Origin of the sequence: Rhizobium centroccidentale, assembly GCF_030182565.1 — a bacterium.
GTDB lineage: Bacteria > Pseudomonadota > Alphaproteobacteria > Rhizobiales > Rhizobiaceae > Rhizobium.
In genome coordinates, this window is record NZ_JAQJCG010000004.1 from 293,390 (window position 1) to 310,965 (window position 17,576).

14 protein-coding genes and 1 pseudogene are annotated in these 17,576 nt (G+C 58.1%); 5 read left to right on the forward strand and 10 right to left on the reverse strand.

Features of this window, described 5'->3' with window-relative positions:
• The 7 genes and pseudogenes from PH562_RS08160 to PH562_RS08190 all read right to left on the reverse strand — a co-directional run bounded on the left by PH562_RS08160 (nucleotide 1) and on the right by PH562_RS08190 (nucleotide 7,685).
• Nucleotides 1-1,032, reverse strand: a complete 1,032-nt coding sequence (locus PH562_RS08160; RefSeq protein ID WP_285172580.1) for a UDP-glucuronic acid decarboxylase family protein — start codon at nucleotides 1,030-1,032, stop codon at nucleotides 1-3.
• 19 nt (nucleotides 1,033-1,051) lie between these two features.
• On the reverse strand, nucleotides 1,052-2,155 hold the full coding sequence (locus PH562_RS08165; RefSeq protein ID WP_285172581.1) for a CgeB family protein: 1,104 nt from the start codon (nucleotides 2,153-2,155) through the stop codon (nucleotides 1,052-1,054).
• Nucleotides 2,152-3,240, reverse strand: a complete 1,089-nt coding sequence (locus PH562_RS08170; RefSeq protein ID WP_285172582.1) for a CgeB family protein — start codon at nucleotides 3,238-3,240, stop codon at nucleotides 2,152-2,154. The genes PH562_RS08165 and PH562_RS08170 overlap by 4 nt, the downstream gene beginning before the upstream one ends.
• A complete protein-coding gene (locus tag PH562_RS08175; protein ID WP_285172583.1) occupies nucleotides 3,237-4,358 on the reverse strand; it encodes a CgeB family protein in 1,122 nt (373 codons plus the stop codon). Before PH562_RS08175 ends, PH562_RS08170 begins: the two co-directional genes overlap by 4 nt.
• Nucleotides 4,355-5,431, reverse strand: a complete 1,077-nt coding sequence (locus tag PH562_RS08180; protein ID WP_285172646.1) for a glycosyltransferase family 4 protein — start codon at nucleotides 5,429-5,431, stop codon at nucleotides 4,355-4,357. The genes PH562_RS08175 and PH562_RS08180 overlap by 4 nt, the downstream gene beginning before the upstream one ends.
• An 83-nt stretch (nucleotides 5,432-5,514) precedes the next feature.
• Nucleotides 5,515-6,624: pseudogene (locus PH562_RS08185) on the reverse strand (NAD-dependent epimerase/dehydratase family protein); the annotation flags it as partial.
• Nucleotides 6,576-7,685 carry an NAD-dependent epimerase/dehydratase family protein gene (locus PH562_RS08190; RefSeq protein ID WP_285172584.1) on the reverse strand — a complete coding sequence of 370 codons (1,110 nt, stop codon included), beginning with the start codon at nucleotides 7,683-7,685 and terminating at the stop codon, nucleotides 6,576-6,578. The gene PH562_RS08190 and the pseudogene PH562_RS08185, both read right to left, overlap by 49 nt.
• A 260-nt stretch (nucleotides 7,686-7,945) precedes the next feature.
• Here PH562_RS08190 and PH562_RS08195 point away from each other — a divergent pair, with 260 nt between their 5' ends.
• Together PH562_RS08195 and PH562_RS08200 are read left to right on the forward strand one after the other, a co-directional pair.
• Entirely contained in the window at nucleotides 7,946-8,935 is a 990-nt protein-coding gene (locus PH562_RS08195; protein ID WP_285172585.1) for an MDR/zinc-dependent alcohol dehydrogenase-like family protein, read from the forward strand.
• Nucleotides 8,932-9,978, forward strand: coding sequence for a Gfo/Idh/MocA family protein (locus tag PH562_RS08200; RefSeq protein ID WP_285172586.1), 1,047 nt, complete (start codon nucleotides 8,932-8,934; stop codon nucleotides 9,976-9,978). Before PH562_RS08195 ends, PH562_RS08200 begins: the two co-directional genes overlap by 4 nt.
• A gap of 345 nt (nucleotides 9,979-10,323) precedes the next feature.
• Here the strand turns inward: PH562_RS08200 and PH562_RS08205 are convergent, their stop codons facing one another.
• The gene (locus PH562_RS08205; protein ID WP_285172587.1) at nucleotides 10,324-11,967 is read right to left on the reverse strand and encodes a hypothetical protein; all 1,644 of its coding nucleotides are present in this window, start codon (nucleotides 11,965-11,967) and stop codon (nucleotides 10,324-10,326) included.
• 249 nt (nucleotides 11,968-12,216) lie between these two features.
• On the opposite strand from PH562_RS08205, the gene PH562_RS08210 reads away from it, so the two are divergent.
• From PH562_RS08210 to PH562_RS08220, 3 genes are read left to right on the forward strand one after another with little or no spacing between them, the layout of a single operon-like run.
• A complete protein-coding gene (locus PH562_RS08210) occupies nucleotides 12,217-13,320 on the forward strand; it encodes an inositol-3-phosphate synthase (protein ID WP_285172588.1) in 1,104 nt (367 codons plus the stop codon).
• Complete coding sequence (locus PH562_RS08215; RefSeq protein ID WP_285172589.1) at nucleotides 13,317-13,916, forward strand: histidine phosphatase family protein; 600 nt, start codon at nucleotides 13,317-13,319, stop codon at nucleotides 13,914-13,916. Before PH562_RS08210 ends, PH562_RS08215 begins: the two co-directional genes overlap by 4 nt.
• A 20-nt stretch (nucleotides 13,917-13,936) precedes the next feature.
• Nucleotides 13,937-14,875, forward strand: coding sequence for a glycoside hydrolase 5 family protein (locus PH562_RS08220; RefSeq protein WP_285172590.1), 939 nt, complete (start codon nucleotides 13,937-13,939; stop codon nucleotides 14,873-14,875).
• Nucleotides 14,876-14,879: 4 nt separating this feature from the next.
• On the opposite strand, the gene PH562_RS08225 is transcribed toward PH562_RS08220, so the two are convergent.
• Together PH562_RS08225 and PH562_RS08230 are read right to left on the reverse strand one after the other, a co-directional pair.
• Complete coding sequence (locus tag PH562_RS08225; protein ID WP_285172591.1) at nucleotides 14,880-16,301, reverse strand: Coenzyme F420 hydrogenase/dehydrogenase, beta subunit C-terminal domain; 1,422 nt, start codon at nucleotides 16,299-16,301, stop codon at nucleotides 14,880-14,882.
• Nucleotides 16,279-17,430 carry a polysaccharide pyruvyl transferase family protein gene (locus PH562_RS08230; protein ID WP_285172592.1) on the reverse strand — a complete coding sequence of 384 codons (1,152 nt, stop codon included), beginning with the start codon at nucleotides 17,428-17,430 and terminating at the stop codon, nucleotides 16,279-16,281. The genes PH562_RS08225 and PH562_RS08230 overlap by 23 nt, the downstream gene beginning before the upstream one ends.
• Nucleotides 17,431-17,576: the final 146 nt, after the last annotated feature.

Consider the following 17,576-nt stretch of genomic DNA (forward strand, 5'->3'; position numbering starts at 1 on the left):
TCACGCTCCGATTGAAAGACCCGTCGGGCGCCGGATTGGCATGGTCTTATGACGTGCCCGTTGGATAAATTGCGGTTCGTGAAGCGCCTGGCGAAACCAGGCAACGGTATATTCCAGGCCTTCGGTGAGATGAACTTTTGGCTCCCAGGACAAGAGCTGCTTTGCCCGAGCGATGTCCGGCCGCCGACGCTGCGGATCGTCGGTAGGCAGCGGCCGATAAGCAATGCCTGAGTTTGTTGGCACCATCTCCAGGATCACTTGCGCAAGTGCTTTGACGGTAAACTCCCCGGGATTGCCGAGATTGATGGGCAAGCCGGCGTTTGGCTGCACATTCATTGAGCGGATCAGCCCCTCGACGAGATCGGACACGTAACAGAAGGATCTCGTCTGGTTGCCATCCCCGTAAATCGTCAATGGCTCATGCTGCAGCGCCTGGACGATGAAATTCGAGACGATACGCCCGTCATTCGGCTGCATGCGAGGGCCATATGTATTGAAGATGCGCACGACGCGCGCGTCGACAGATCCCGCACGCAAACTATCGAAGCAAAGGGCCTCTGCCGCACGTTTTCCTTCGTCGTAGCATGCGCGTGGTCCGATGCAATTGACGTGACCCCAATAGTCTTCCTGCTGCGGATGTTCCTCCGGATCGCCGTAGACCTCGCTCGTGGAGGCCTGCAGGAAGGAGGCGCCGTGACGCTCTGCCAGTTTGAGGAGATTCCCCGTTCCGGCCACGCTGGTCATCATCGTGTGGATAGGGTCGGCCTGGTAGAATGGCGGAGAGGCCGGGCATGCCAGGTTGTAGATCTGATGAAGCGGCTCGACGATCTCGAGCTCCTCGCATATGTCATGCTCGATAAGAGTGAAATTAGGGTGATTTTGCAATGACTCGATATTATCGGGCGAGCTTGTCAAAAAGCTATCGACACAAATGACCCGATGGCCGCCGCCCATGAGTGCGTCGCAAAGATGAGATCCGACAAAGCCTGCGCCTCCGGCAACGAGGATGTTCTTTTTGACTACCTGCCGCATGCAATTTCTCCTTTGATTGCTACGCTAACGCACGTCGGCCTGCTCGATTTTCCGGCAGACTTTCCGATAGAAGGTTCGCCAATTGCCTGGCGCGAGCACGGCCGGTGTGATCACCGTGAACGATGCGTTGCGCGAGATCGGCCATTCCGCGCCTCGTTTCCTCCGAAAGGCCGGTCAGCGCGCTGACCACGCCTGCGGCATCATGCGCGATCAAGATCGAGCGATCTCGTGGGAAAAGCTCATCGAGGCCCCGCCAGAAATCGCTGATGATCGGCGTGCCGCAAGCGGCGGCCTCAAACAGACGCACACTTGGCGACCAGCCCGCCTCGATCATGTCGGATCGGGTAATATTAAGGGTAAATCTTTGCCGGCTGTAAAAGGATGGATGATCGGCGGGCGTGAGATGTTCGATGCGAGTTACATTCTCGGGCCAGTCGATATCAGCGGGAAATTGCGGCCCGGCAACGATAAAGCGCATATGCGGCAGCTGCCGCGCCGGCTCTATCAGAAGCTTCTGCAATTTCTCCTGGCGGTCGCGGCTGTAGGTGCCAAGATAGCCGAGATCCCAAAAGGTCTCCTCGCCCGTATTCCTGTAACGCCGCTCATCGACCGAGCAATAGAGAGCTTCCGCGCGTGAGACGCCAAATTCGGTCATCAACCGGTCGAGGACGCCTCCCCCCGAAAAAGACAGATAGACATCGAACAGCGGCATTTGACGCCTGGCGATATATTCCTGATTATCCTGTCCGAGTTTCGCAAGGGTGACCGGCGTGTCGATATCATAGAAGCATAAGAGCCGGGGCTTTAGCGCGGCAATCGTATCGATCACCGTTATGCCATCCGGCACATAGGAACCGATGATGACGGCATCGGCGGCGATCAATCGCTGCCTAAAGCGGCTCCTGAGTTCATCGATATTGCCGTAATAAGAAAGCTCACAGAAATCCGGATCGCGAAGATCTCTCTGCGCCGCATACCAGGCGACATCCCGCTCTAGGAAAAGCACATGATGCCCCTCGGCATGGAGACCTCTGATCAGGGAGCGGAACGTCGTGGCATGACCATTTCCCCACGATGAAGACAAGGAGAGGCCTAATATCACGATGTCGAGTGCACGGCTCATTCGGCAGCCTCCTTGCTCGCAAAGCGGGACCGCAAGAGTTGATCGACTTCGACGGCCCGATGCTGGTAAGTGTGCTCGCCAAGCACCCTCGCAAGCGCTCTTTTGCCGGTTTCTGCCGCGCGTTCGGGTGTCAGAGCAGACAGGATTTCACGCACATCCCGGCCGTCGCGCGCGACGAACACCTCCTCGCTCGGCGTCAGAAAATGGTCAATTCCTTCCCAATAGTCGGTGATAAGGCAGGCGCCGGCACCCGCCGCTTCGAACACGCGCGTGGCGGGTGAAAAGCCGTTATCGGCCATGCTCTCGCGCGAGATGTTGAGCACTGCTCTCGGCGTCACGTTGAAGGAATTGTGATCGCGGGTGGGCACGTGCCCGACATAGCGGACATTGCCCGACATCGGCTTGTCGTCCCAGCCCGCGCCACCCAGAAGAAAGCGCTGCGAAGGCATGGCTGCAGCCGGCTCGAGGAAAAAGGCTTCGACCCGCGCCTCACGATCGGGCAGGCGATTGCCAAGGAAGCCGAGGGTCGCCTCGAAACGAGGATCGGCGGTGACGGGATGATGTGTCTGCGGATCGAGCGCGTTGTAGATCGGAATACATGCAGGCGCGCCAAGCTGCCGGTATTTTTTTACGACAGGCTCCCCACCGCCATAGGTCAAAATCAGATCAATGCCACCAAGCGCCTTGCGAAGCGGATGTTCCCTGGATGTCTGCATTTCGGCAAGCGTCGCCGGCGCATCCACATCCCAGAATATTTTGAGCGCCTCCGGCCGGGCGGCCGTCATGACCTCCTGCAAAAGCAGATCGTCTTCGAAGCCGACGCCGCTCGTCTTGATGACAACATCGGCAAGGGCGGCCTCGACTGCAACCTTCTTCAAGGCGGCAATTGTCCCATTATAGACGACGACCTCACACCAATCGGGCGGATCGATATCGCGATGTTCCTGGCGCTGATAGACGTCCGGCTCATAGAAGGTGATGCGATAACCCCTGGCCGCCAATGCTTTCAGCAGGCCGCGATAATAGGTGGCCGCACCGTTCCAATAGGCCGAAAGAAGGCTCGAACCGTAGAAAGCGATCTTCATTCCGCAACCTCCTGTCTATCCACTGCATTGTGCCGATCCAGAATTTTCAGGAGTTCGTCCACGCGATGGCCGCAGGTGTGCCGCGTGCGTACGCGCTCCAGGCCGGATGCAATCAGCGCATCGGCGAGCGCCCGGTCCGAAAGGACATCGCGAATGAGGCGGGTCATTTCGTCACCAGTTCTGGCTATGAGAAAATCTTTGCCGGGCCGGAAAAGCTCCTCGCAATCGTCCCATGGCGCGGACATCAGCGGAATCCCGCAGGCGAGCGCCTCGAAGACACGTATCGTCGGAATGCCTGGCAGGGATTCAACATAGGGGCGACGGGGAATATGCACGGTCACCCGGTTTTCGGCAAATGCCCGCGGCACCTCGGCATTGGCGATCCAGCCGCCGTAATGGATGCCGGCTTTGCGCAGAGCCTCAAGCGCGGCCGGAGGATAGCGCACACCTCGCACGCTGGTCGTAAGTGCGTATTTCCCGATACGGCTCGCAGGCTCAACGAGAAAACGGCCGATCTCGGCACTGCGTTCATCGTCGCCCCAATTGCCGATCCATATGAGATCGCCCTTCTTTTCCACCTTGGGCATCGGCCTGAACAACGCCTCGTCGGCGGCTTCGTGCCACGTGAAGACATTGTTTCCCCACCCTGCCTTGAGATAGCGCTGACGCAAAGTCTCGCCAAAAGCGAGAATAAGGTCATAGTTCTCAAGATCGAGGCCTGCGATTTCGCTCCGTGCGGAGACGGCGCGATGGTGCGTGTCATGGAAGATGAGTGTGAAACGCCCACCGATGCGTCTGGCTTTACCAAGGCGCTTAACGAGTGCGGGATCCGTCCACTCGTGGACGACGACGACATCAGCATCGCTAATCGCCTCCTCGTGGTCGAAGGCGCTGTCGTAGGAGAGTGATGTCAACTGCGGGAATGTACGGCGGAAAGCTTCCAGCGCCTGCGGACCCTGATCCATGAAGAGATTGCGGCGGCTCCAGGAATCGGAAGGCTCCAGGGCAATCGCACTATGTCCGCGCTTGAGGAGCTCACGCATGACCCCCCGCAGGAAATGCGCATTGCCATGGTTCCAATCCGAAACGAGAGAGTGCGTGTAGAATACGAATTTCATGGATGCACCGCCTCCCTCTCTTCGGCATGTTGCATGGCACTTGCGTAAACGTTCAGAAGCGAGCGGCACTGATGATCGAGCGAATAGGCCTGCGATCGATTTTGTGCCGATAAACCTTTCTCTTTCCGCAGCCTCTCGTCCTCTGACAGCAAATCGATCGCATCGGCAAACCCGACGGCATCGTGCGGATCTGCAAAGAGTGCGGCTCCGTCCCAAAGCTCGCGATAGGTCGGAATATCCGCTAATACGAGCGCGGCTCCGGCACGGGCTCCCTCAAGCGCAGCGAGCCCGAAGGGTTCGTAGAGTGAAGGCGACACGACGATACCGGCCTGGGCCATAACGGCGGCAACCTGGTGATGATGCAATTCTCCCAGCTGAACGGCATGCCTGATGGAAAAATGCTGGCCGGACGGCCCATCCACAGCCCCCGCCATAAATATCTTTGAGCGAGAGAGGCGTGCGGCTGCATCCAATACCGCACCATTCTTACCATCGTCCCACCATCGGCCAACCGCCAGGGCAAAATTCTCCTTTGGAGCCGGCTGCGCATGGAGTTCGCTTGAGTTATGGACGACCTTCAAAGGGGAGATCGGCCCGTAACACGTTTGGAGCGCATGCGCGTGACTATGACTCGGCGCAACGACGATATCGGCGCGGTCGAAACCGCGCCGGTTGCGCGAGAATTGCCATCTCCATGGATCGGGGACACCCACACCGCGCACGGATTGAAACCATGTCACCACGCATGAATGCGAAACAACGACGACAGGCAGATCGATATCGAGACCAGCAGCCTGTGAGGGGAGATTGAGATGAAGCAAGTCTATCGAATACCGATCGATAAGCTCCCCGAGAAGATGGGAAATGGTGTCGAGCTCATCTTCATTTCCCGCCGTCCAATCCAAGGGCGCATCCAGCCAAACCAATGGCCCCATTGCAATTGCTTCCTGCTCCTGTTCGGAGGAAGGCGACGGCCCAAGCCCGGCGAACACTGTGTTGACCCCAAACCGCTGTAATCCCTTGGCGAGATCCATCGCGTATCGCCATACGCCGCCGACGGCATCCACCGTCATGAGAACCGTCCGTGGCTTGGGAGCGTTAAGCTTATAACCGGGCGAAGGCATTAAATTGGATTGGCAGACATCGACCTCTCCATTCATGCTGAGGCCCTCCGCTCGCGATAAGAATCGCCTAGACGATTGCTCACGAGCCAATCGCAAAGGTCACGCACACCGTTGCGCCATGATATTTCAGGTTCCCAGCCGATGACTTTGCGCAATGCGCTGGTGTTCGTGACGAAGTAAAGCTGATCCCCAACGCGCCAGTCGGAATGCATGGTCGCAATCGGCCTGCCGATGATCCTTTCGATTTCCCTGAGCACGATGCGAATACTCACGGCATTATCAGGTCCTCCTCCGAGGTTGAAGGCCTTGCCTTTCGCTTCATCGATCGAGCTCAGCAGGCTCCGATAGGCACGGACGGCATCATCGACATGTAAAATGTCTCGCACTTGCCGGCCGTCGCCATAAATCGAAATCGCTTCATCGTTCAGTGCGCGGATCAGGAAATGAGCGACCCAGCCTTGATCTTCGGTGCCAAACTGCCGTGGGCCGTAAATGCAGCTCATACGCAAAACAGCGGTGAGCGATCCGAAGGACTTGGCATAGTCGAGAACATATTGATCGGCGACACCCTTGGAGCAGCCATATGGCGTGCAGAAATTCAGTCCGCGATCCTCGTCGAAGCCGTGCTCGCGCAGCAATTCGTCAGCGGGTATATAGCGGTCTTCCAATCCGGCCATCGCGATGTCGTGGATGTCGCCATAAACCTTGTTCGTACTCGAAAAGATGACCGGCGCCCTGTTGCCCGCCTTGCGGACCGCTTCCAGCACGTTGAGCGTTCCGCGGGCATTCGTCTCAAAATCATGGAAGGGATGGTCGAGGCTGGTCGTCACCGCCGTTTGAGCCGCAAGGTGAAAGACTGCCCGCGCCCCTATGAAATATGGGGCGATGGCATCGAAGTCGCGGATATCCGCGATTGCCGATTGAACGCGATCACCGTGATTGCTTTTCAGCCAGCGAAGATTCTGCTCGACGCCGGGCCGGCTAAGATTGTCGAGGACGATCACGTCCTCACCGTCTCTAAGATAGCTGTCGGCGAGATTGCTTCCTATGAAGCCGCTGCCGCCAACGATGATGATGGGGCCTTCGGAGAATCTCATGACATGAGCCCTCGTTCCTTGAGATGCTTGGTCATCTCCGCATTCCTGTCGATAGCCTCGGTCGCCAGAACCCAATCCGCAAAGGACTCGAGCGACCCATCGAGATGGTAACGCGGCTCGAAGCCGAGCAATTCTCTCGCTTTTGAAATATCGGCGAAGCAATGACGGATATCGCCGCTGCGGGATTTGCCGGTAATATCGGGCGCCAACTCCGGGGCTCCCATGGCAGCGGCAAGCAGCATTGCGACCTGCGCTATGGTATAGGCTTGGCCGCTGCCTATATTGATGACGTGACCTGCCGCCGGCTTGCGCTCCAGAGCCAGACGAAAGGCACGGGCGACATCGCGCACATGAACAAAGTCACGGCGCTGATTGCCATCTTCGAAAATCATGGGCGGCTGGCCATTGGAAAGACGCGAAGCGAAATTAGCGAGCACGCCCGTATAGGGATTGGAAAGCGCCTGACCGGCACCAAAGACGTTGAACAGACGTAGTGCTACTGCCTCGATGCTATAGGCGCGGCCGAAGATGAGCGTCTGGCGCTCCTGCGCATATTTGGTCAGCGCGTAGATCGAGACCAGATCGACGGGCTTTTCCTCATCCGTCGGCGCAGGCAGGAGCGGCTCTCCGTTGGGGCTCAGTGGATCCCACAGACCCTCGGCGAGACGGCTGACATCGCGCCGGATATAGCCGAGGCGATGCCCCACCGGCGAAGCATACATGCCCTCGCCATAAACGCTCATTGAGGATGCAACGACTATTCGCTTGATCGGAAGGCCGATCATGGCTTCCAGAAGAACGGCGGTACCGAGATCGTTGGTACCTACATAACGGGCAATCTCGTACATGGACTGGCCGACACCGACCTCCGCCGCCAGGTGGATGACGGCATCAATGCCTTGCAAAGCCTCGCGGACCGCCCCTTTATCGCGCACATCAGCACGAACAACATCCGTTGTATCCATCACGTTCTGGAAGCCAGAAGGACCGTGAACCTGATCGATCAGCGCATCAAGAATGCGTACCTGATATCCGTTTTCAAGCAGTTCCTCAGTGACATGCCGACCAATAAAACCGCATCCACCGGTGACGAGAATATGTGACATTGAACATCCTGGGCTGTTGAGTTGAGAGGTTTTTGATCGCCCCTAACAGTGATCCCTAAGGAATGTTCCTGACGCTATGACATCATTATCTTTGTAGACTTCTTCCATGATGCGCTTCGTTTCGCTCGCCAGGTGAGATCCTTGTACCTGCCGCGAAGCATCTTCATCATCTTCTGGAACAAGCCATGCGCATGCCAGTTAGGCACGCGTCTTCGATCCAATTCGACGATCGGATGGCTAGAACTCCCAGGAGAGTATGAATGAACGCGATCACATCAGTGCAGGCAGACAATATGAAAGCCGCCGTCGTGACGAGCCCCGGGCAGCTGCACGTACAACGCATGGCTATGCCCGAACCGGCCGCCGGCCAACTGCGCGTGAAATTGGAAGGATGTGGTGTATGCGCCTCGAACCTGGTGCCATGGTCAGGCCCCGAATGGATGCGGTTTCCGACAGAGCCCGGCGGACTGGGACACGAAGGTTGGGGGACTATCGATAAAATCGGAGATGATGTCACCGGCTTTGCTGTTGGTGATCGCGTTGCGACTTTAAGTCAGCATGCCTATGCCACCTACGACCTCGCCGATCAGGGTGACCTTGTCCGGCTACCCGTCTGGCTCGATAATCGCCCGTTTCCGGGAGAGCCGTTGGGTTGCGCTATGAATATTTTCAAGCGATGCGACGTTCAGCCGGGGCAGCTCATCGCCATTGTCGGAATTGGCTTCCTCGGTGCTTTGCTGACGCAGCTGTGCGTGGCTACCGGCGCGCGTGTCATTGCGATTTCCCGAAGGCCATTTTCTCTGGAAATCGCCAGACGCGCGGGAGCGTTCGAAACTATAGAGATGACGGACCATTGGCAGATTATCGAGAAAGTGAAGCAAGTAACGCAGGGGCAATTCTGCGATCGAATGATCGAAGCCGTTGGCAAGCAATGGCCGCTTGATCTCGCAGCCGAACTGACGCGCGAGCGCGGACGCCTCATCATTGCGGGTTATCATCAGGATGGCCCAAGACAGATCAACATGCAGTTGTGGAATTGGCGAGGGCTCGATGTCGTCAATGCTCACGAACGGGATCCTGCCGTTTATCTTCAAGGCATTCGCGACGCGATCGCGGCAATCGAGGCCGGTCAGCTCGATCCATGGTCCTTCCTGACACATCGCTTTCCGCTTGAGCGGCTTGATGATGCCTTGAACATGACGCGGGACCGCCCTGACGGCTTCCTCAAAGCCCTGGTGTTATATCAATGAGCGTTCGCGACGAATACGCTGGGCGGAGCCGGGACAACGGCCTCCGGCTTGGTTTTCTGGGTGTCGGCTGGATTGGCAGGCACCGCATGAAGGCTATTCTGGACACGGGATTGGTCGGAAAGACATTCATTTGCGATCCGTCGGCGGAGATGGCGCAAACAGCCGCGGAGCTTGCCGGGCAGGCCAAGATCGTACCTCGCTTCGATGATTTGCTGGCCGAACCGCTCGATGGAATCGTCATCGCGACGCCAAGCGCCTTGCACGCAGAACAGACCGTTGCTGCCCTGGAGCAGGGCATTGCCGTCTTTTGCCAGAAGCCGCTGGGGCGCACCCGAACCGAAGTCGAACAAGCGATTGCGGCAGCCCGGAAGGCAAACCGCTTGATGCAGGTGGATCTTTCCTACAGGCATACGAAAGCCATGAGCCTCATCCGTGACCTTGTCCGCAAAGGAGAGCTCGGCCGGATCTTCGCCGTCGATATGGTCTTTCATAACGCCTATGGACCTGACAAACCTTGGTTTTACAACAGGCAACGCTCGGGCGGTGGCTGCGTCATGGATCTCGGAATCCATCTGGCCGACCTGGCATTATGGACACTCGACTTCCCGGCCATCTCCGGAGTCCAAAGCTGCCTTCTTCGAAAGGGAGCGCCAATCCCTCCTGGCAGCAACGATGTAGAAGATTTCGCCTTTGCGACCGTGACCTTATCCAATGGCGCCACTCTCCGGTTGGCCTGCTCCTGGGGCCTCAACGCCGGCCGCGATGCTGTCATCGGCGCAAACTTCCACGGAACGGAGGGAGGGGCCGCCATGCGGAACCTCAACGGTTCTTTCTATGATTTTGCCGCAGAACGATACAAGGGAACCCGCACCGATCTCCTTGTCGAACCGCCGGATGAATGGGGCGGCCGGGCAGCGGCAGCCTGGGCAACGCGTTTGGCCAAAGACAATAGCTATGACCCTGCCTGCGAGGGCCTGATCAATTCTGCCGCGGTTATTGACGCAATATATGCCGCCGGGAGTGACCGGATCGGCAAATACTGATTTTGTGAAACAGCTGGAACCAGCGACCCTCAGGTGAGTTCGATGCGATCTCAATGCATCAACTTATGGATCGCTACGATGCAATCGGGTGAAAGCCGCGGTTCGGGAGCACCGACACAAAGGTCGGATGTTCTTTCCGAAACGACACTTCCGCGCTGGGTGGTTCGTTCATTGGCCGACAACGGCATTACCCGCTGCGGCGAGGCTGCCGGCATGACGGACGACGCATTGCTGATGTTGAGGGGTGTCGGCATTCAATCCGTCAAACTCATCAGAACGGCGTTGGGATATCCTACTGACATTCCTCTCTCGCCTTCCGATATACCCGCATCCGCCGGTGAACCGTCAACGATCGAAGATGGCGGGACGGTTGGCCACTAAGGCGCGGACGCGTTCTTCATAGCGTGCCACGGCATTCGTCAGACGGTCTCGTTCGGCGAGATCGGGGCCTTGTGCCGCCAAAGACCAAAGGCCGATCTGAAAACCTAGATAGCATGCCTCGAATACGTCAAGCACATCCTTGCGCACATCGCGACCGGTTTGCGTTGCAACGATCTGTGCCAAATGCGGCCGCTGCGCTTTCGATAGATCGAATTCCACGCAGGCGCCTGCGACATCCCAAGCGACATCCTGGCATCCGATGAGATCATGAGAGGCATTGTGATCCAGCGCATCGGTCTTCATCAGGCGGCCGTCTTGTCGCCTTACCCATTCCCATCGGTGAAGCCGATTATCCGTATCCGTCCGCCGCAAATATTTCGTCAGGCGATGCGGCCGGCCGATCAACCGCGCGATGCGATCGGCAATCTCGCTTCCGAGGGCTTCCTCGATATTGACGACAGCCATTTGACATAGATCGGAGAGCGATGCGCCTCCATGTGCGGCAGGAAGGTGACCTGCCCGGAAGCCAAGATATTGACCTATCTGCTCAACCATCTCCGTCGATACCGGATCGGCCGCAATTGGGTAGCCCTCTGCCCACGGTTCGACAATGAAGCCGTGGCAGGTTCCAAGCACTGGCGGCGTGAAGCCGGCCTCGCTCAACAGCTTGCCTCTTGCCTGCTTGGTTGCCGCATCGCAAAGCCCGGCAAATTTCATCAGATAGCGCGCCTCGCCGTCCGACAGCAGAAATTTCAGCTTTTCCTGCTGCCGGTAGCTCGGCGGCCAATTTTGCGGATCCTCATAGCGAAGCCTTCGCCACTCACCTCCCGACAGGTCCTGCCAGGTACCTCCGTTCACACCCAAGAACTCGCAAGCCCACGATTTCAGACTATGTTTCTGTTCCGGCCCATCCAGGATCAACTCGTGAACATCGACGACATGCGGCCGGCGCTGCCTCCATCGGCGAAGATGCGCCTTGCTGACCTGCCCACCTGGCTCGCCCTTGTGACTTGGAAAAAAATGAAGGCGCTCGGCCGGGACGCCGTGGGCCTCGAGCCAATCCGCAATGCAGCCGAATGAACTGCCCGACAATCCGGGGCCTTCATCGACAATGGCGAAGTCCGTATCAGGTCGGCTCAGCATGCGATTTTGCAACGTTTCCCCTGGCAGCACGTGCCGACGGAAAGGATCGCCCGTCGGCCGCAAGGAATATGCAGGCCCGGAGCCGAGCGCAGCCGCGACAAGCGCGCCGAGGCCCACGCCGATACTGCGCACGCCGATCACAACGGTCTCGGAGGCGAGGCCTGAACGCAACGCCGCCTTCAGAAAGCTCTCGGGATAGAGCGCATAATAAGCGTAACCTTCCGGCCGCCTTATTCGGATGGGTTCTTTGAGCCTGAGGCACTCCAGCAAAGCTTTCCAATCGGCCGAACGCGTCAGAGGTCCTGCGAAATTTCCTTGCCACGACTGCAGAAGCATCCGGGCTTGCAGCAACAGCAGCTCTGCACCCGCATTCTGGGTGTCGGAAATTTCGTCGCGGCCTCTTTGCTGAAATTCACGATCGGCAAGCCCTTGGACGAGCTCGCCGGTCATAATGAAGGTCTGCACGAGGAGTTCATGCCGATGGCGATCCGGCTTCATGCATAAGCACGCTGCCATGTCATCTGAGATCCGGCAGCATATTGATGCGGCCTCCTCGACACGCTCCATATCTCCGTAGACCAGCATCGTTGTACCTCTTCAGTCCGAACCATATCGAACGCGCGAAACCGGCTTGCGATCCATCGAATGATTTTTTCTGGAACAGTTGTCTCCGCTCTTTGTTTGAAGATGGCTTTGTAGATGCTGGAGAAAGACATGCGTTCCCATTCCATTCGAGTAGCTATCGTCGGTGTCGGCAATTGCGCGTCCTCGCTCGTGCAGGGGCTGACCTATTATCGCGATGCTGAAAGCAACGAGCCGGTCCCCGGCCTCATGCATGTGGATCTCGGCGGATACCATGTTCGCGACGTCGAGATTTCGGCGGCTTTCGATATTGCCGCTTCGAAGGTCGGGAAGGATGTCGCCGAGGCCATTTACGCAGAGCCGAACAATACCCAGCGTTTTGCCGAGGTTGCGCCGACAGGCATCAAGGTCAACCGCGGCCACACCCTCGACGGTCTGGGTCGATATTTGAAGGACGAGATCCCGCAATCGGAAGAGCCGGTCGCCGACGTTGCCGAAATTTTGCGCCAGACTCAGACCGAAGTGCTTGTCTCCTATCTTCCGGTGGGGTCCGAGGAGGCCACGCAATGGTATGCCGAACAGGCGCTCGCCGCAGGGTGCGCCTTCGTCAACTGCATCCCCGTTTTCATCGCCTCGAAGCCTGAATGGCAGCGCCGCTTTGCCGAAAGTCGCCTGCCCCTCATCGGGGACGACATCAAGAGCCAGGTGGGCGCGACGATCGTCCATCGCATGCTCGTCAACCTCTTCCGCGAGCGCGGCGTTAGGATCGATCGCACGTATCAGCTGAACTTCGGCGGTAATACGGATTTCCTCAACATGCTGGAACGCGAGCGGCTTGAATCGAAAAAGATCTCCAAGACGCAGTCGGTGACGAGCCAGCTCGATGTTCCGCTTGCTCCGACGGACATCCATGTCGGACCCAGTGATCATGTTCCATGGCTCGCGGATCGCAAATGGGCCTATATCAGGCTGGAGGGGACGACGTTCGGTGGCGTACCGCTCAATGCGGAATTGAAGCTGGAAGTATGGGATTCGCCCAATTCGGCCGGTGTGGTCATCGACGCGATACGCTGCGCCAAACTGGCGCTCGATCGCGGCATCGGCGGCCCTCTGGTCGGTCCCTCGAGCTACTTCATGAAATCGCCACCCCGCCAATTCACCGATCAGGAAGCCCGCAGGCGCACGCAGGCGTTCATCGAGGACCAGGAGGATGCCCTGCCCGGAGCGGCGGAATGACGACGACCTTCTTCCTTGTTCGTCACGCAGCTCACGACAATCTCGGCGCTTTTCTTGCAGGCCGCACACCGGCGATCGTTCTCGGCGAAGCCGGCTTGTCGCAGGCAAACCGCCTTGGGTTGCGCATGATGCGCGAAGATCTGGACGCGGTTTACAGCAGCCCGCGTGAACGGACCCGGCAGACGGCGGAGGCAATCGTCTCGGCATGCGGGCTGGGTTCCCCACAGATCGAAGAGGCGCTGGATGAAGTGAACTTCGGCGATTGGACCGGCAAGACCTTTTCGATGCTCGATCAAGACACCCAATGGCGCCGCTGGAACACGATGCGCAGCCTTGTAAGGGCGCCGAACGGCGAAGCCATGCTCGAGGTCCAGACGCGCGTTTGGAATTTGATTGAAGACCTCTCCAGCAACGCCGAAGGCAAGAGGCTGGCGCTCGTCTCCCACGGCGATGTCATCAAGGCGGCCGTCAGCCACATTCTCGGCCTGCCGATCGACGCTTGGCTGAGGTTCGATGTGGCGCCGGCATCCGTGACCCATATGGTCGTCGGAGATTGGGGAGCGAAAATCATCACCCTCAATGAAATGAATCCATGAGCTTGTCGCGGGAGGCCAGCATGATCAAAGCAGCTATGATTTGGAACGAACCAAACAACAAGTCGCACTGGGATCCGGAGATAGATCCGGACTGGAGCCGGTTTGCCGAAATGGCGATATTGGCCGCTGACGCGATCGCACTTGCGAATCCTGATCTGATCAAGGTGCTTGGCGGCATCTCTCCGATCGATCCCGCTTTCATGGACCGAATGAAGAATTACGGCGTCCTGGACCATCTCGACGCCGTCGCAGTCCACGGCTTTCCGCTGGATTGGAATCTCTGGCAGATCGACGAATGGCCGCAGAGAATTGCGGAAATCGCTGGTGTCACCGATCTTCCCGTCTGGGTCAGCGAGGTGGGCGTATCCAGTTTTGGCGCCGAAGACGTGCAGCTTTGGGGCTTGAACCGTACCGTCGAGCTGCTCAAGGGAAAGGTGCCGCAATTCCAGTGGTACAGTCTGTTTGACCTTCCGAGATCATGGGAAGCGACGACGCGCCACAAGGAGGCGGAAGGTTCTTCCTATTATCGGCACTACTACATGGGTCTTCTGCGGGAGGATGGAACGCCGAAACCGGCCCTTGAGGCCTTCGCCCGGCATGCCCCGGAACTCGGCTTGGTTCAATGGTTCCACTTCGAAGATCCGCGACTTGATGAGGCTGTCGCCTGGATGAAGCGGCTCGGAGTGAAATCGGTCAGGACAGGCCTTTCCTGGGCGGATCGCTTCCGTCCCAATGCGCTGGGCTGGTTCGATCGGCAAATGCGCAGCCTCGAAGACTTCGATGTCACGGTCACCTTCTGTTTCACGCCGGAGCATCGAGGCATCGCCCCTCATCATACGAGTGCACCGCTGGTGCCCGAGGAATTCGCCGAATTCTGCCGCGAAATAGTCGAGCGCTATGCCCCTCATCAGGCCGCTGATCGCTTCGACCGTCCGCCATCGGCTATGACGGCTTTCTAAGTCCTCATGGCTTCCTGTCCGGACAAAAGCGATCGAGCAACCGACCCATAGGTCCGCGCGAATAGGCCAGCGCATGATAGCAGCTCAGCATGAGGCGAGCCCAGCTCAGATAAAGACCCGGCAAATGCATTTCACGGGCGAGCCAAAAGACACGATGGCTCCAGAAACTGATGGCTGAGCGCATGCCGTAGATCATCCTGCGCCGGATACCCAACCCATGTCTTGCCGCAGCGACGCGCTTTTGAGGGCGCATGCCAAATCGCGGTAAACTCAGGCGGAAGGCCAAGCCTTCCCGTCTTTGCCGAAAACCGGCGGCCTGGGTGCTGACAACGAAAGCTTCGTCGACGGGCGATAGGCAAATGCGTCCGGACTCCGTTCCGGCGCGGATGAGCTCGAGAAGCGCTTTCGAGCGCACGATGACGACATTGGTTCCTCGCCCGTCTGACGAATACGGCTCCCGCCAGGCGTCGCCGAAGGCTATATCCGCGGTCTCCGCAACCACGTCGTCACAATAGTTGCAGGCCGAATTCTGGAAAAAGCCCGCGCCCCAGTCGCCGTCCACAAGGTTCCACCAGTCGCGAGCCCGGAGCTCGCCATTTTGCAGCCCGAGGCTCGCGCGATACCAGTTGGCCGGGCGATCCGAGGATTTTGACCTATAGTCGATCCGCTCGACATCCTGAATCCGTTGGCCCATCTGCCAGCTGAAGCTCTCGGTCATGCGCGCGCTCTTCATATGCCCGCAAAAGAGCCCGAGCGTGAAGGCAATGCGCTCTTTCAAGATGGGATCGACGCTGCTCAACAATCTCAACGCCTTTATAAAGCAGGGAACGCCGACCACCGCATATCGACCTGGCGTCTGCCTGATCTGCTCGAGCACCTTCGACATCTCGACCGGGTAGTAGCGCGACTTGGCGCCGGCCATCACGGCCTGCGGATCGCGTGAAAGCGTATAGGAAAACAAGCGCTCACCGCATGCCGGCCCGCTTCTTTCGACAACATGCGCGACAGCATCGACAAGCCCATTGCAAAGGAGCTCAGTTGCGACCCATGTGACCATACCTCCGGAGCTGCCTCTGGCGCGAAAGGCGCCTTCGGCGACATGACCGACGAATGCCGCTTCCCATCGGCCGAGCTGAGAGTCGGTTTTCCGGGCGTAAGGGAAAAGCTGTTCTGCAAGGGCATCTTCGTTCCTGCTTGTCGGAGAGAACGGGCATATCCGGGAAAAATCCGCAGTTCGATCTCGCATCCAGCCGTCACTTGCACGCGGCTTCCATTGTCCGAAACGATCGAACTCCATATGGACGTCATTCTCATGCGTGCGCGCCGCACAGGCACCACATCCGATACAGAGCCCGGAGCGAATGACATCAGCCGGGCTCAACCGGCCGGTATTTCCCAATGGATCAGAATACCTGCTCGAGGACATGATTGAGAAAGGTGCTGGAGTTGTGACGAAGACTTTCGATATGCCAGGCAACATCCGGCCGCGGCGCTTCCGTCAAAGCCAGATGCAATTGGGAAGCGGGGCTGAATTCAGATATGACGCTTTCCTCGATCCCGACCATCGCCGCCAGATCGCGCAGCTTGTTCGATCGATAATCGGAGAGGACGCAGGCCAGGGGCTTTTCGTTGACGAGAGCAAATACGCAGCCGTGGAAGAAATTCGTTACCACTGCACTGGCGCCGCCGATCAGGCGGGCGAATTCTTCCGGACCCGCGCCGATGCGGTGTTCATGAGCCCAATTGTTCCTATATCCGATGCTGATCAGCCGGGTATTATTCATGTCCGCCCAATCACGAACCATTCGCTGAAACCAGGCCGGAAAGCTGTGCCCGTAAACAGCCGTATAAGGAGATAACGACTCTTCTTTACCAGCATCCAAGATTGCTCGGGGGAACTGAAGGCACGGATCGAGCACCAATTCGGCCTCCAGTCCTAAAGCTTCACCGAGAAGGCGCTTCGAATTCAAGTCGCGCACCGAGATCCGCGAGAAGTTACGGAGCTGCTCGGCCCAGTGGCCGTTCAGCCGCTGCGCCGAATTGAAATTTCCGAAGCTGGCTGCGTAGGAGGAAAGGAGAGGCTTCTGCAAGCCTTCGCCAAAGAAGAGACCGCTGCCACCATACCAGGGATGATGCAAATTCCAGACCTCGTCACTACCGACGATGACCACCGGAAGATCTTCGATAGCCGATGGATTCTCTAACGCGAATGGTGCGGATAGTGGCAGCCGGGAGATCGCGTCGAGGAATTTGCGGATCTTCTTCCGGTAAAGCGGGTAATCTTCTTTAGCAGTCGCCACCGGAAGCTGTGGCCGAAATGCGCAACGCCACTCCGCCAAATCCACGCGTTTTGACCTGTGGTTCAGCAACACTGCGTCGACGCTCATCGATCGCAATCCTTCGACCAGGCAGCGCGCCTGCCAATAGGACCCATAGTTGATACAGCCATGAAACGTCAGCACACCCGCGCGGAGCTTGCCACTGGCGGCGACTAAGCTATTTCCGGCGACAATGGGCGCACGTCCATAACCAGCAAGGCCGATCGCATCCGACATCTGATCTCCCGTTGTTCTGCAAATGGCCATGGTAGCGGCTCCTCTCGAGCGCATTGCCTGCAGCGACAGGCCTTACACTCCTGTCTCGCCTTCGAACCCTGCGGTTGATTGAATGTTCCCCCGGCGCCGACCTGTCTCTCAGGGTT